The sequence below is a fragment of the Acinetobacter sp. Ac8 genome, from assembly GCF_055392545.1.
Map to the genome: position 1 here is coordinate 1,800,076 of NZ_AP043689.1, position 15,759 is coordinate 1,815,834.

At 37.3% G+C, this 15,759-nt stretch carries 8 protein-coding genes and 1 pseudogene; 6 read left to right on the plus strand and 3 right to left on the minus strand.

Going from position 1 to position 15,759, the window contains the following annotated elements; all coding sequences use genetic code 11:
- Position 1: 1 nt before the first annotated feature.
- From ACZ5QH_RS08435 to sbnA, 3 genes are read right to left on the minus strand one after another with little or no spacing between them, the layout of a single operon-like run.
- A complete protein-coding gene (locus tag ACZ5QH_RS08435) occupies positions 2 to 1,696 on the minus strand; it encodes an IucA/IucC family protein (protein ID WP_303577334.1) in 1,695 nt (564 codons plus the stop codon).
- 17 nt (positions 1,697 to 1,713) lie between these two features.
- Positions 1,714 to 2,727, minus strand: coding sequence for a 2,3-diaminopropionate biosynthesis protein SbnB (gene sbnB / locus ACZ5QH_RS08440; RefSeq protein ID WP_004820581.1), 1,014 nt, complete (start codon positions 2,725 to 2,727; stop codon positions 1,714 to 1,716).
- A 22-nt stretch (positions 2,728 to 2,749) separates the two neighbouring features.
- Positions 2,750 to 3,754, minus strand: a complete 1,005-nt coding sequence (sbnA, locus tag ACZ5QH_RS08445; protein ID WP_004820582.1) for a 2,3-diaminopropionate biosynthesis protein SbnA — start codon at positions 3,752 to 3,754, stop codon at positions 2,750 to 2,752.
- Positions 3,755 to 4,456: 702 nt separating this feature from the next.
- On the opposite strand from sbnA, the gene ACZ5QH_RS08450 reads away from it, so the two are divergent.
- From ACZ5QH_RS08450 to ACZ5QH_RS08475, 6 genes and pseudogenes are all read left to right on the plus strand, one after another.
- A complete protein-coding gene (locus tag ACZ5QH_RS08450; RefSeq protein ID WP_303577333.1) occupies positions 4,457 to 8,041 on the plus strand; it encodes a type VI secretion system Vgr family protein in 3,585 nt (1,194 codons plus the stop codon).
- Positions 8,042 to 8,110: 69 nt separating this feature from the next.
- Complete coding sequence (locus ACZ5QH_RS08455; RefSeq protein ID WP_464016791.1) at positions 8,111 to 12,979, plus strand: RHS repeat-associated core domain-containing protein; 4,869 nt, start codon at positions 8,111 to 8,113, stop codon at positions 12,977 to 12,979.
- Positions 12,980 to 12,981: 2 nt separating this feature from the next.
- Positions 12,982 to 13,416 carry a hypothetical protein gene (locus ACZ5QH_RS08460; protein ID WP_004820588.1) on the plus strand — a complete coding sequence of 145 codons (435 nt, stop codon included), beginning with the start codon at positions 12,982 to 12,984 and terminating at the stop codon, positions 13,414 to 13,416.
- Positions 13,416 to 13,808, plus strand: a pseudogene (locus ACZ5QH_RS08465) (RHS repeat-associated core domain-containing protein); the annotation flags it as partial. The gene ACZ5QH_RS08460 and the pseudogene ACZ5QH_RS08465, both read left to right, overlap by 1 nt.
- A gap of 157 nt (positions 13,809 to 13,965) precedes the next feature.
- Positions 13,966 to 14,430 carry a hypothetical protein gene (locus ACZ5QH_RS08470; RefSeq protein WP_004820591.1) on the plus strand — a complete coding sequence of 155 codons (465 nt, stop codon included), beginning with the start codon at positions 13,966 to 13,968 and terminating at the stop codon, positions 14,428 to 14,430.
- 112 nt (positions 14,431 to 14,542) lie between these two features.
- On the plus strand, positions 14,543 to 15,643 hold the full coding sequence (locus ACZ5QH_RS08475) for an SEL1-like repeat protein (protein ID WP_303577331.1): 1,101 nt from the start codon (positions 14,543 to 14,545) through the stop codon (positions 15,641 to 15,643).
- The last annotated feature ends 116 nt before the right edge of the window (positions 15,644 to 15,759 follow it).

The window sequence follows — 15,759 nt, forward strand, 5'->3', positions numbered from 1 at the left end:
TTTAGATATCCATGGTCTCATAGCAAGATTGGAATAAAGCATGGTAGGGATTTGACGTCATACCAATTTTACTTGGCATCCCTGTTGAATCACCTTGTTGGGCTAATAAAGGGGTGAGTAATTGTTTGAATGGCCAGCGGCTACTTTCAAAAACATATTTTTGAATACAGTTTTTCGATTGTTCAGAAAGCGCGGCAGTTTCTATAAAGTTGACAATAATCGCTTGGATCATTTCCCAGAAGTCAATTTCAGTATGATCGGTATATTTCAATGTTGCTAATGCGATAGGGTATAGGTTGATTTGTATCCCGAGGGTTATAAAATAATTAAATAAATCCTCATTTTTATTAAAGATAAGATTGTTTGGCGTACTGGTATCAATTTTATAGACTGGCGGAACAAAACCACTGTCCTGAATCGCAGGGGTGCATATTCTTAAGGTGTCATGGTCACGCAGAATAAAGCATTTAAATTGATTGTCTTGGTAACATACTAGGGTGTTTTGACCATGACACTCAGGCATAAGACCAAAAGACCACAGTGTGAGAAAAGTGTGAATAAAATGGGTACTCAAATCTTTAAGTAAGTTCCATTTGTCACCTGTTATACCTAAAGCTTGCCATGGATCAATATAAGGACAACTTAAAGCAGACATGCTAATTGGTGCTATTTTTTTTTCTTGGCAAAAATGAGGTAAATGCCTCACTTGACAGCCGATAACACCTAAATTTTGCACCAGCGGTTCTTGTTTTCCTAAGACCCACCAATGGGTTTCATTGCTTAAAAAGAGCTGATGTTTTAACGATGGTGTTTTGTCGATGACATCATTGAGAAAATCATATGCTGCATGACCATTGGCTAAATATCGAGCAGGCATAGAGCGAATAGCACCCAAAGTTTTGGCATTGGTCGAGAGCTTTAAGTGCTGATTTGAATTTAGGTGATTGATTAAAGTTCGTAGCGAGGATGTTGGGCAACCAATTGCAGTGGCGAGGCCGAGGTCAATCCCTAGATATTTGTTTTCTTGAAATCTTAAATAGTCATGCTGTGTTTTAAGTACAGGTATTGCAAGGTATTCATTTGAGAGAGCCTGCATTTTTTCAATAATAAGATTTTTTTCCTCAGCAGGGAGAGCCAGTTCATCATGTGGAATGGATTCCATATTATTTATGACATCTGCTTTTTTAAATGCCCACCAATACACTTCAATTTCTTTTTGAGTAATGAGTGGACTGAGTTCACCTTTCGCATGCGCAAATGGATGAAATGCACGGTCAGCGACAAGCGAAAGTTGTTCACTCATTATGAGTGGCGAAGAAAAAGAAAGTGCTGATTGTAAGATTTGAGGAATTTTTTCAGCAGTAACTAAATTATCATGCCAATACGTAATGGCCTTTTGGTGGTTGATTGATGGCCACCATGAGGATTGAGTTAAATAATTGAAAACGTCAGCAATCGCAATCTCAGTGGTCTGTTGACTCAACGTGTTATGAAGTAAAACTTCTGCTTTTGTGATATAGAAAGGATTTACACTATTTACTTTTAAGCAGTTGAAATGTAGTTCCAACTCACTACTCAGATGTATTACAAGATAAGGCTTTTTATAGACAATATGGTTTCTGAACTCACCATAATTTTCCATATAGAGCGCATCTATAGTTTTCTGAAGTTGTGTTGTGTAAATCCGATCTAACATGTGCATTGTTCCTATAATTATAAAAGTGGCAAAACTGTGCCAATATTTTGTTTTTGTGCAGCATTGAAAAACCATTTCGCACAAACAATATCGTCGATCGCCATACCCATTGGGTTGAGTAAAATGATTTCATCATCATTTTCACGGCCATTTTTATGCCCAATAATGATGTCACCTAGTTCAGCATGTAGTTTTTCACGGCTAAATAAACCTTCTTCAACCAACACATTGATGACTTTCTTTTCTCTATTGGATTGATCCCAGTCGTCCACAATCACTTTGTCAACTTTGAGGAAAACTTCTGGTTCAATATCCATGATTGATATATTTGAAACGAAGCAACCTTTTTTAAGCCATTCAAACGGGATATAGGGTTTGTCAGATACTGTGCAAGTGATTAATACATCTGCCTGTTGGATCGCCGACTTGGCAGTTTCATGAATTTCGATTTGAAGATTTGGATATTCGCCAATAAATAAAGCTTTAAGTTTTTCTGCGGCTTCAGGGTTTAGATCAAATAAATGTATTTTTTTAACTTGTGGATATTGTTCTAAGACCGTTTTGATTTGCATTTGGGCAATCGGACCACAACCAATCACGCTGATATCTGAGAAGTCTTTTTTGGCGAGATATTGAATTGATACACCAGTAATTGCAGCTGTTCTCATCGCACTAATTAAACTGCCTTCCATGATTGCCACGGGGTAATTTGTTTCAGCGTCATTTAAAACAATTAAGGCACTGGCACGAGGAATATTAAATTTCTTAGGATTATGTTGGCGAGAGCCAATCCATTTGATCCCTGCAATAGGATCATTTCCAGCCAAATAACACGGCATGGCAATAATTCGGTCTGCAATATGGTCCGCACCTTGCCAACGTAAATAGGGTTTTAAGGGTTGTACAAACTGTTTATTTGCGTGAAGTGTGAGGCCTTCAGTAATTGCTTCGATAAACGAATTACTGTGATTTGCACCAAGATGGAGTAAATCTGATTGACTAAGGTAACGAAGGCTAGCCAAATTACTCATAAATATTTCCTAAAAAGTGGAGTTAAACAACGGATTGCAAAGTAAAATTTTCTTGATTGAGATGATTTTTATTGAAATGTCTTCTCTTGATCATTTCGAACCATTCTTCGTCATAAACTAAATCTAAATAACGATCGCCTCTGTCTGCTAAAAGGGTTAAAACGCATGATCCAGACGGGATGGTCGGGATAAGTTTTTTTATTGCTGAAATAGATGAGCCGCTAGATCCACCCGCAAAAATGCCTTCATGTTCGAGGAGTTCTCGGCAGCCTAAAGCTGACTCATAATCATCAACATAGATGACATCATCTATTTCATCTGGGGAGAGTAGGGCTGGAACGGTACTTGCACCGATACCCGGAATTTCACGTGGGCCTGAGTGACCACCAAAGAGAACAGAACCGACGATATCGACTGCAATAACTTTTAAATGCGGGAATTTTTCTTTTAAGCGGCGAGATACGCCCATGATTGTTCCAGAAGTACTTGCACCAACAACCAAGTAATCAATACTGCGATCGATTTGATTTATGATTTCTTCTGCTTCACCATAATAGTGGCTTTTCCAATTGTTGGGATTTGCATATTGGTTGATCCAAACAGCATTGGGCAACTGGCGGCAAAGTCGTTGTACTGTATCGATTCTTGTTTTTAAATAACCGCCGTTTTGATCTTTTTCAGAGACCATTTCGATATTGGCTTTATAGAGCTTCAACATTTGCAAGTTGGCTGAAGCAATTTTGGGGTCAATCACGGCAGTGAATTTTAGGCCGTAAATTTTGCATGCCATAGCAAGTGCAATTGCTAGATTTCCCGATGAACTTTCAACAATGTGGCTATCTTTATGAATGAGGCCAGATTTAAGCCCCTCTTGTAACATATACAATGCAGGTCGATCTTTGATACTTCCACCTGGATTGAGTAACTCCATTTTTGCGACAACGGTGATGGATTGATCGGTAAACATCCTTGAGAGTCTGATTAAAGGAGTTTTACCTATGCAATCGAGAATATTGTTATGGATCATCGTTAGAATTCTCTGGTTTTATCTGTTGCAAATGATAATCATTATTGGTTTTGTTATTATTAAAATTTACGTGAAATTTGTTGTGTTTTGTAATTTTATTGAAGAGTAAACTGGGGGAGTAAGTAATGATATTGTTTTATAAGTTTTTGATAAATATGGTTTATATTTAATTATTGGCTTGAATTATAGTGAAATTAGATGACCATTTGATTAAAATTGTTAATCAATCATTAGAAAAAATTTATAAAGCGGATCGCTATCACATTTATTTTTATTAAAGAGAATTGCCGCTATAAAACCATAGAGACCAAAAATCATAATAGAAAATCGTGATTCATATTTATGATGCATTCTTAAAAAAGGGCAGATCTATTTCTAGGACTTTTACAGATTGTAGTGGCATAAGCTCAGTTCAAAGCTGTTTAGTTTACTCATACTGTTTAAAACACATTATGCCAATCGACCAAATCGAAATAAAGAGAGTCAAACATCAGCTCAGTGTGATAATCGTGTTTTAAGCAGGAGCGTATTTTTAAATAAATATTTGATAAAACAATGAGAAATTTTTATCTTTTATATGAGTTATAATAAAAATAGATGCAGTTTTGCTTAAATATTAACCACAAGATAGACTAGTCTGTATAGACAAAGCCCTAAATTTTTTAGTACAATTGATCACAATTTAGAATTAAATAATAATGCATGTCTAACAATATTTACGCTGCTTTGGAGCAGCTTGGCTTATCAGCACAAAAACGTGCGATCCACGTACAATTTTCTAATTCGGCGTTGAGCCAACAGGTGTTCCTACAACGTATCGATGGAACACATCAAATCAATGAGGCTGTTCGGCTCCAACTCATCTGTCTTGCGACGTCAGCAACAATCCCTTTAAAAAGCTTTATTGGAACTCAAGCTGCGATTGATATCGTCACAGATAAATCCGAATTAACCCGTATTTCAGGGATTGTGACCCAAGCCGATATTGGCGCATCTGATGGTTCTCTTACCATCTATCGCCTGACTGTAGAAGACCCAACAGCACTTTGGAAACACCGTAGAAACTCTCGAGTATTTATGAATAAGTCGGTTGTGGATGTGATCCAAACCGTATTCCAAGAATGGGCACAACGCAGTCCACTGTTTGCTTCAAGTCTGACATTGGACAAGAGTGGTTTAAGCAAAGACTATGATGTGCGCCCATTCATTATGCAGGCATCTGAAAGCGACTTTGACTTCCTGACCCGTTTGATGAGAAGTGAAGGGATTAACTGGCTGATCGATGAAGCACAACTTAAAGTGTCGAGTTCAACAGAACAAATCCAAGCACAAAAGCTTCGTTTAATTGATGATAATTCGCAATTTAGTGCCTTAGAACGCCGCAATATTCGTTTCCATAGAAGCAGCGCCGTAGAAAAAACTGATTCAATTACCAATTTTATTGGTCAGCGTTCCATTCAACCGACTTCGGTACATATCCAGCGTTGGCAAGCTGATGTATTGGATATTGATGAAGGCGCTGGCAGTGTCCAAAGTAAACACAGCCATAGTGAAAATTATGACAATGCCAGTCTAGCTTTAGAACAAGCATGGCATTTTAGCCCTGCTTGGATTCAAGACCTTAATGGCGAAGATGGCGCAACGCCATCGGGCAACAGTCAGATTGAAAAGTTTAATCAAAACCTCAGCAACTACTACGATTCACAAGCCAAACAATTTACAGCAACGTCAACAGTGCGCGATGCACATGTTGGTTATTGGTTTGAACTGAATGAACACCCTGAGATAGATCAACACTCAGGTGCAGACAAAGAGTTTTTAATCACGGCTAAAAGCTTTTATAACCAAAATAACTTACCTAAAGATCTCACCGATCAAGTCACCGCTTTAGTCCAACAAAGCAATTGGCAAACAAGTCAAATCACCAGCAACACGAGTGATGAACGTCAAGCCAGTAATTTAATCATTCAACGTCGTAATATCAGCACGGTTCCAGCCTATAACCCATTACAACACCGACCGATGGCATCACCACAACGGGCCAAAGTAGTGGGGCCAAGTGGAGAAGAAATTCATGTCGATGAATGGGGGCGTATCAAAGTTCGTTTCCTGTTTAGCCGTAATGAAGACAATACCCATGATGGCGGTGCGGGTTCCAATGACAATGACACAGATTCAGCTTGGGTCGATGTCCTGACCCCGTGGGCAGGTGAAGGCTATGGGGCGCGATTCTTACCGAGAATCGGTGAGATTGTTGTTATTGATTTCTTTGATGGCAACATTGACCGTCCATTTGTGGTTGGGCGCATCCATGAAGCACAACGTCATCCAAGCAAATTTGATGACAAAGGTAAACTGCCTGACACCAAGAAACTGGCAGGAATCAAAAGTCGAGAGTATCAAGGCAGTGGCTACAATCAGCTAAGGTTTGACGATACTACTGGCCAAATCAGCAGTCAGCTACAGAGTAGTCATGCTGCCAGCCAACTCAACTTGGGCAAACTGAGTCATCCTAAAGACAAAGCGGAAAGTGATGATCGTGGTGAAGGCTTTGAACTGAGGACTGACCAATGGGGAGCAGTACGTGCAGGGCAAGGTTTACTGCTTTCAACCTATAAACAAGACCAAGCTAAAGGTGATCACCTTGATTCAGAGCTTGCCAAAAAGCAACTTGAAGGCAGTCAGACCAACAGTAAAGTTTTAAGCGATATTGCCAAGAATCAAAAGACGGATGAAATAGAATCGATTGAGCAACTCAAAGCTTTTGCAGAAGAAATTGAAAAAGATGTTGCCAAGTATAAAAAAGCCATCATGTTACTCAGTTCTGTTGATGGGATTGCCTTAAGTACCCCTGAAGATATCCATCTTTCAGCCACAGGCATCATTAACCATACTGCGGGCGATAGTATTAACCTTAGCACCCAAAAGAATCTTTTGGGACAAGCTTTAGGCAAAGTAAGCCTATTTGCTGCACAAGGTGGCATTAAAGCCATTGCAGCACAAAGTAAAGTTGAAATTCAAGCACAGTCAGATGCTTTAGATGTATTTGCTAAACTGGGGATTACCATCTCGTCTACAGAAGATCGGATAGAAATCAGTAGTCCAAAAGAAGTGTTGATTACTGGTGGCTCATCACAGATTGCCCTAAATGGCTCAGGGATTTTCCCCAAAACAGGTGGGAAATTTGAGGTCAATGCAGGGCAGCACACATTTAAGCCGGGTGCCAGTGTGAGTAAATCAGCACAACTGCCCCCATCGAATCCACTTAAAGGCGCACTCGACTTATTAAAAAGCTATGGTGGGCAAGACTTCTTTAAACAAACCGGCTTTAAAGTGATTGATTCATTTGGCAAGCAAGTGTCTGGCAAGCTGAATGGCAATGGCTTTGCCCAAGTGACAGGTATTGCACCTGGCCCTGCCAAAGTTGAATTTGAAACTGATCCACGGAGTGCATGGGATAAAGCAAGTCATTTTAACCGTGATTATACTTGGTCAGAAGAAGTGGTCGGTGGTGCCACAAGCTTTGCACAAAATGCATTAAATTCAGTGGGACAAAATATGATGTCCCAACTCAAAAACAATTTATTCTCTTTGAATGCTGACTCATTGAAAGATATGGGCAAAAATGCTTTAAAAGACTTAGGCACACAAAGCTTGGGACAATTTAAAGAACAATTTACTCAAAGTGCATTAGGTTCAGTCTCTTCAGCATTGAATTTAAATTTATCTCCGTCACAGATGATGAATGTGGGACAGATGATTGCTAATCCAAGTCAATCCCTACAAAACATTAAAGATCAAGGCATCGATTTCTTTAAAGACCAAGCCTCAGCATTGTTTGCTCAACAGACCAGCGGTTTGGTTTCTAATTTAACTGCTGGAACAGGATTTGGGTCGTCACTGGGGCAAGGTTTTGTTGCAGAGTCATTTGGCGCTGCTCAAAATGGATTAGATGCCCCAGTGAAAGTAGTGGATGATTTTATTAAAAAAGATGAATATTTCTCTCGCTTCTTAACCTATAGCATTACCACTCGAAAAGGCGATGCATCAGTACCCACGATCCCGCAAAACATTCCTCAACAAGTCAGTCAGCCTGCGCCAATTTTGACTCAACAGACTCAACAAGCGACAACACCTGTCGAAGTGAAAAAACCGCAGTCGATTTATGATATGGATAAGGATGTGGTACGGATGGATATGGAAGAGTCTCGTTATGTCACCAAACAAGTGACTGTGCGAAAAACGGCTGCTGAACAACCAGATGTATATAACGCGCGAAATAAATAATTGAACATTTTTTTGAATTTTAATTGATTGAAATTAAATTAAAAATTAGAACGTATTAAGGTTAAGCTTATGGCATTTATAGACAGTAAAAATCAGACCACAGGGTCAAATACACAGCAACAACCAGCCGCTAAAGAGACCAAGCCAGCGGTAGAATTGGCAGTATTTAATTTGGCCAGTCTGACGCATACAGAAGACCATAAGTTTATCGCGCATCAAATCCAAAACTATTTACAGGCTTGCGGAAATACCAGCCTAGAACAGATCAAAGCAAGCGCCAGTGTACCGACAGTCGCCAATATCTTTGCATTATCCGGCAGTGTTTTAGACCTTATTTTATTTGCCACTGAACCCAAGCAAGCCGAGGCAGGCGTACAACAATCGGCATTGTTAAGCATGAACTTAATCGGTTTATTTTTACAACCGAATACAGAAGCACATGTGCGTATGGCTTTACGTCCAATGCTGGGTTTAATGGCTGAATGTTTATACCCAGCCAATGGTAAAATCAAAGAAGCTGATTTACGTCGTATGCAGCTACACTTAAATGCGCAGATGGCAGGCGATTTAGAAAAATTCCTACAAGAAACACAAGGTAAATTATCAGGTTTATTGTCGAGTGCAACGACATTGGGGACTTCAATTCTGCAAGCCTTTAGCAGCAGCGCTGTAGCTGGATTACGCAGCGTTGCTTCAGCGGGAGCCACAGCTGAAAAACGTGATCCCAGCAAGCAGTTTAGCAACTGGGCACAGCCATTGATTGATTTGTTGGGTACACCTGCACAAGCTGACATGACCGCAAAGATGACCCCGAATATCGCAACACGATTAACAGAAGAAGTGCTTAAGGCGACACCACAACTTGCTACAGTGATTCAACAACAAAGCAATGCAGGAACTCAATATAGCCTTGCTTGGTTGATTCAAGAAACTCTAAAAGCCATCCAAACTCAAGGTAAAAAAGCCACAGCCAGTGTGCCGTTAAACCAAACAGGCGAACATGAGCAGCATATCAATGGTGATATTTTAGAGTTTGTCACTTTACAATCTGATGCACTAAATAATCCACCTTGTCCAGGGACGGATACACAAACAGGTCATAGTATCAGCTATTCAATTGGTGCAGAACGAATTAATCATTCAGACTTTTACTTACCTAAAGTTGATTTTGCCTTTAGTCGTCAATATAACTCTCAAATGAATGAGTTTGACCACAGTATGATCGGCGCACGTTGGATGATGCCATTTTCCAATGTGATCATACAAAACCAAAATGGGTATTTATTTATTGACAGCAATGGACGTAAACATCAGCTGCCTGCTTCGATTGTGTATGCAACGTATCAGGTACCCTTTGAAGGTTTCACTGTAGCACCACATGACGATGGAGATTTATTGCTGAATTTTGGTTCAGACTGGAATTTCCATTTTCATAGTTTTAATGCTGGAAAACATTATCACCTCGTTCAACAATTTAATGATCAGACTGATGAAAAAGTAGTACTGACCTATTTATTGTTTGAACAATTTGCCTATTTACAAGCGATTGATTTTCAATTGAAGCGCGCTAAACATTTAGTTAAATTTGCTTTTAATGAACAAGCCAAAGTGATTGCCGCATTTGTCGATGAACAAACAGAAGCATTGGCACGTTATGAATACGATCAACAAGGCAATCTGATCAAAGCCATTGATCAAAATCGACATACACGCAGTTATGAATATAACCATGCACATCAATTGACCCGTTATACAGATCGTACTGGGCGTGGGCAAAATATTCGATATGACTCTACCGCACCCAAAGCCAAGGCGATTGAGGAATGGGCAGATGATGGTAGTTTTAAAACACGTTTAGAATGGCATCCACGTTTGCGTCAAGTGGCCGTCTATGATGCTTATGATGTTCCGACCTATTATTATTTTGATTTGGATGGTTTTACCTATCGTACCCGTTTAGCCGATGGTCGTGAAAAGTGGATATCACGAAATAGTCGAAAACGGATTACGCGCCAAATAGATTTTGCAGGCTTAGAAACAGAGCAAGTCTATAATGATCAAGATCAATTGGTGAAAATTGTACAGCCAAATGGTGGCATCATCCTATTTGCCTATGATGAAGCAAGGGACTTAACTGAAATCAAAGATCCTGAAGGTCATATTTGGAAAACTGAATATGATCAGGATGGTAATATCAGCAAAGAAATTAATCCTTTAGGACATACCACCCAGTATAAATATAATAATGACAATCAATTGGTTGAAGTGATTGATGCCAAAGGTGGCTTAAAGAAAATTCAATATAATGATCTTGGGCAGATGGTGTGGTATACCGACTGTTCCGGGAAAAGTAGTGCTTGGGAATATGATGAAGAAGGGACACTGACCGCACAAGCTGCTGCGGATGCACAACAAGTTCAGTATCTCTATAGTACTCAAGGTAAAGACAAGGGGCAACTTCAATCTGTTATTTATCCTGATGGATTAAAAGAACAATTTGAACATGATGAAGAAGGGCGTTTACTTAAGCATACCGATAGCAAAGGCTTAATCACCAAATATAAATACAATCAAGTTGGGCTATTAGAGGAACGGATCGATGCCAAGAGTTACCAAATCGGCTACCAGTGGGATAAACAAGGTCGTATTAAAAAGCTGATTAATCAAAACCATGCAGAATATTTATTCGACTATAACCGTTTCGGGCAATTGGTACGTGAACATACTTTTGATGGAGAAGAAAAACATTACAACTATAATGACAATGGGCAACTGTTTCACATTCGTCAACCAAATATTCTGACCCAATTTGGCTATCATACGGATGGTTCGATTGCGTCAAAAACATTTACTCATTTACAAACTCGACATCGTCAAGTTGAAGAATTTGAATACAACTTAAATAATCAACTCAGTAAAGCGACAAATACAGAAAGCCAAATTGATTTTTATCGCAATCAACTTGGACAATTGGTACGTGAGCATCAACACTATAAAATACCGAATCTAAACCCACTCACAGCAGTATTACGTTATGAGTACGATGAATTGGGTAACTTGACTCAAACCATTCGACCAGATGGACAAGTACAAGCCAATTTAAGCTATGGATCAGGGCATATTTATGGTATTGCTTTTAACCAACAAGATATGGTGGCATTCCAACGTGATGATTTACATCGTGAAACCACACGACTGCTGGCCAATGGTTTAGTGCAAACTAAGAATTATAATGTTGTGGGCTTACTCAGCTCACAAGTCATTCGCCCTGAACAAGAAATTACGGACAGGGTACAATTTCAAGTAGAACGTCATTATCACTATGATAACAACTATTTGCTGACTCAAGTCGATGATAGCCGTTTAGGTAAGTTAAATTACCAATATGATCCAATCGGGCGTCTAATCAAAACCCAAAATCCATTTAAATCGGAAAGCTTTAGTTTTGATCCTGCGGGGAACTTAATTGATCCAATAGCGACACAAGCTGCGCAAGTGAAAAATAACTTGATTAGCCAGTATCAAGGCAAACATTATAAATATGATGCGCAGGGCAATGTGATTGAAACCACTCAAGCAGGTCAGACCTTAAAGTTAACTTGGGATAACTTAAACCGCCTGATTCAAAGTGACAACAATGGTCAAATCACAGATTATGGTTATGATGTATTTGGTCGCCGATTATTTAAGAATAATCATCAAGACCAGAGTTTAACCTTATTTGGTTGGGATGGTGATCAGATGGTTTGGGAATCAGTGAAATCATCAAAAGTGCAAACTGATTATACCAAACACTATGTCTATGAACCGAATAGCTTTGTACCATTATTACAGACTGGTTATACAGGCTTTATCAAACTAATTGAAACACCTGACTATCGTCAATTCCAAAACGTACCTTATTCGATTTATAAAGATCCAGTATGGAAAACTGAAACCAGAAAGAACAAAGCTGAATTAGAACGTGTTGCCTTTTATCACTGTGACCAAGTCGGTACTCCACAAACTTTAAGTAATGAGTTAGGCGAGTGTGTTTGGGAAATCAAACAAGATACATGGGGCACAGCTTTAGAAATTAATACAACAAACCAAGACAATCCATTGCAACAAAGTAATATTCGTTTTCAGGGGCAATATTACGATAAAGAAACAGGCTTACACTATAACCGTTATCGTTATTACGATCCGTATAGTGCAAGATATATGAGTAAAGACCCCATAGATTTATACGCAGGATTGAATCACTACAGTTATGTAATTAATCCAACTTTGTGGGTAGATGCTTTGGGATTGCAAGTAACCTATGGTGGAGAATTTATCGGTTTAAGTCGTCAAGCTTCAGCAAATTTAGAATACGAAGGTTATCGAAATTATGACTGTTGGATGAAAACAGGTGATATTTGTCGGTTGCAAGGGCCTCCATTATTCGATTATGTTTATTGTTCGGGAGGGGTAGGCCCCTTTGCTTACGCAGAGATTACTAACCTACATAATGGTAAGGTATTTCAAGTAGGTGCATCATCAAGGCCAGATGTAAAAGGTGCTAAAGCGATAGGTAAGAATGCTGTGATGGTACTTGATGGAACTAAAAAACTAGGTGCTTCTGATCTTACAAAATTAAAAGGTAAGTTTTCGGCTAGTTGCATGGCAGGTTATATTTTTAATAAACCAGTAAAGGATAGTGATGCAAATAATACAGATGCATTTTTAACTGGTTTAGCAGGAAGTGCAAGTGGTGGTATATGGGGAGTACGTGCAGGTTTAGTATTACCTATTGATACAAGTTCTACATCGGTTAGTGAAAAAGTTAAAGCTTATTTTACCTCTAAAACGATGAAAGGTTTTGAAATTGGGGTTGGTACTCCAGGTGCTGATTTTAATGTTGGATATGGTGTTGAAGGTCAAGGCCGCTCTCTTACAGAAAAAATTAGGGATTAAATATGAAATTTTGCAGTTTAAGTTTTTTAATATGTTCTATGATCACTTTAATAGGATGCAGTAGTAATAAAATTTATAATGAACCTTCAGATAAATACCCTTTTGATGAAAAAATGAAAACTGTTTTAGGTGAAAATTTGGACGTTATTGATTCATTACGAAGAGCAGAAGTACAAGTTTCATATTTTGATCTAAAGAGTTCTAATAATAGTCAGAAAATATTAGAAATAACAAATTTATTAGAAAAAGATGGATGGATGCTTAAAGGAAAAGGAGTAGGCGTTAATACATATTGTTTAGGTTTGAATAATCGTATCAATGTAGTAATTGTTGGGAATGGGGAACTTTATGATTTTAAAGGTGGAAAATTACCAAAAAATAATGTCGATGGTGTTTTGTATTCTTACAATAAATGGGGTGATGATCTTTGTAAATAATTACTGATTATGGTTATGATGTGTTTGGTCGCCGATTATTTAAGAATAATGCGAATGAAAATAGTCTGACATTATTTGGTTGGGATGGTGATTTAATGATATGGGAGTCATATCAAGCAAACCAAACTCAATCAAAACAGCAAGACTATACCAAACACTATGTTTATGAACCGAATAGCTTTGTACCGTTATTACAGACAGATTATGCAGGCTTTATTAAACTGATAGAAACACCTGACTATCGCCAATTCCAAAACGTACCTTATTCGATTTATAAAGATCCTGTATGGAAAACTGAAACCAGAAAGAACAAAGCTGAATTAGAACGTGTTGCCTTTTACCACTATGACCAAGTGGGCACACCACAAACTTTAAGTAATGAGTTAGGGGACTAGTAGGAACTCCACTTTTAGGAGTTGGATATAATAGAGTTAAACCTGTTGTACCGAAAGATAGTATGGTATATGGGGCTACAGCACATGAAGTTGTTGGTAGTAGTGGCATTAATGGAAATTTTGCAGGAATAGGGCTCGTATCAGGAGAAGAGTAATGGTAAAAATACTTCCTTTTTTTTTAATTATCTTATTAGTAGCTTGTGTGAAAGATAATAATATTGGTAGAGGACAAAGTAATGATCCTATAAATGAAGAGCTAAAACATGAAGCTAAAGAAATTTTTAAAAATAAGTTAGAAAATGAGGGAAGTTACAAATCATATTCTTCTAGTGATGTATTTTATGAAATCAGTTCTAATAATTTATCCATGCAACAATTCAATATTATCAAAAATAATTTGATTGAAGACAGGGGATGGGTTTTTTTAAAAAAGAAAGATCAAGCAAATATTTTTTGTCAAGGAACAAGACAATTAGAAGTTATTCCTCCACAGGAATTAGTAGGCAATAAAATTTTAGGTGGTGGAGATATAGGTAAGCAAATAGAAAATAAATGGAACATTATATTAAGTCATACAATTAATGGAACATTAAATAGATGTTATTTGCAAAGCAAATAAATTTATTATTCTTATTGGAAATAATTCATTAAAAATAATTGGGTAGGTCGAAATTTAATCTTGTTTAATTTACGGTAATCTAATTATTTGGAGTCTTTAGATAGGGCATTTGATGTATAATAGATTGATATTTAATTTTTCATTTGTGTTTTTGCTTGGCGGATGTACAAACTCAAAGATAAATACTATTGAGGATAAAAATCCAAATATAATTTCAATCCCATGTGAAATTGCAAATGAGTATGGCACGATCAAATGTGGACAGATCCCAATAAGTCTAAAAAATGAAGTCAATCAAAAATTGATACCAAATTGTCAAATAGACTTTGAAAATTTTAATGATAGTAGTAAAAAGTGCTTAGAACACAATGATAAAAGATCTGCTGATGCCTATATCTTAGGAAAATTAAAATTTTATGGAGAGTTTTATGATAAAAATGAGGCAGAAGGATTAAAATATATCGAATATGCTGCAGAGCATCAGAATCCTCAAGCAAAATTCTGGTTAGCAAAAAAATATGAAGCAGATGGTAATATTAATTCCACAACTATATTAATAAAAGAAGCAGCTAATCTAGGAAATCCTCTGGCAATACATAGTTTAGGTGCAAGATATAGCAGAGGGATTGGTGTAGATAAAAATTTAGATCAAGCATTATTATTATTAAATCAATCGAAAGAATATATTCCTGCTTCTTTTTCAGAGATAGCTTTGATCGAATTCCAAAAAGGTAATGTTGAGGGGTTTGTTAAATATAATAATATTGCAATTGATAAAAAGTATTGGTTTTCTTATGCTGATTTAGCTGTTTTGTACTTGGGAGAAATGCCTAATCTTGAAGGTTATCGTGATTTGGATAAGGTTATTGATTTGTCAAATAAATTAATAGAACATAATGTTTCTGTAGGGTATGCATTGAAGGCTAGAGTATTACAATATAAATCAGATGGAGTTGCTAATCCTGAGATTTGTGATTTATATAAATTATCTTTTGATAAAGGTTATTTATCTGCTGGTTTAAGCGTTGGTTCTGAATATTTGTTAGGTAATAATTGTTCTAAAAATTATAAATTAGCATTAACTACTTTTAATTCACTATATAGTCAGTCAGATCAAGACGTAAAAGTTGTAGCGGCTTCTAATTTAGGTTATATGTATCTAAATGGGTTGGGAGTTAATCGTGATTTAAATAAGTCAAAAGAATATCTATAATATGCTAAAAACTATGGATTTCAGCCTGCTATAGATATGTTGAAAAAGTAAAATAATTTTATTGTTTTTCTATTGTTTGGGATTTTTAATTTTAAACAATAGAAATTATATTTATT

Coding starts and splice junctions, on each gene's coding strand:
- ACZ5QH_RS08435 (WP_303577334.1), bottom strand. CDS start 1,696: ATGTTAGATCGGATTTACACAACACAACTTCAGAAAACTATAGATGCG.
- sbnB (WP_004820581.1), bottom strand. CDS start 2,727: ATGAGTAATTTGGCTAGCCTTCGTTACCTTAGTCAATCAGATTTACTC.
- sbnA (WP_004820582.1), bottom strand. CDS start 3,754: ATGATCCATAACAATATTCTCGATTGCATAGGTAAAACTCCTTTAATC.
- ACZ5QH_RS08450 (WP_303577333.1), top strand. CDS start 4,457: ATGTCTAACAATATTTACGCTGCTTTGGAGCAGCTTGGCTTATCAGCA.
- ACZ5QH_RS08455 (WP_464016791.1), top strand. CDS start 8,111: ATGGCATTTATAGACAGTAAAAATCAGACCACAGGGTCAAATACACAG.
- ACZ5QH_RS08460 (WP_004820588.1), top strand. CDS start 12,982: ATGAAATTTTGCAGTTTAAGTTTTTTAATATGTTCTATGATCACTTTA.
- ACZ5QH_RS08470 (WP_004820591.1), top strand. CDS start 13,966: ATGGTAAAAATACTTCCTTTTTTTTTAATTATCTTATTAGTAGCTTGT.
- ACZ5QH_RS08475 (WP_303577331.1), top strand. CDS start 14,543: ATGTATAATAGATTGATATTTAATTTTTCATTTGTGTTTTTGCTTGGC.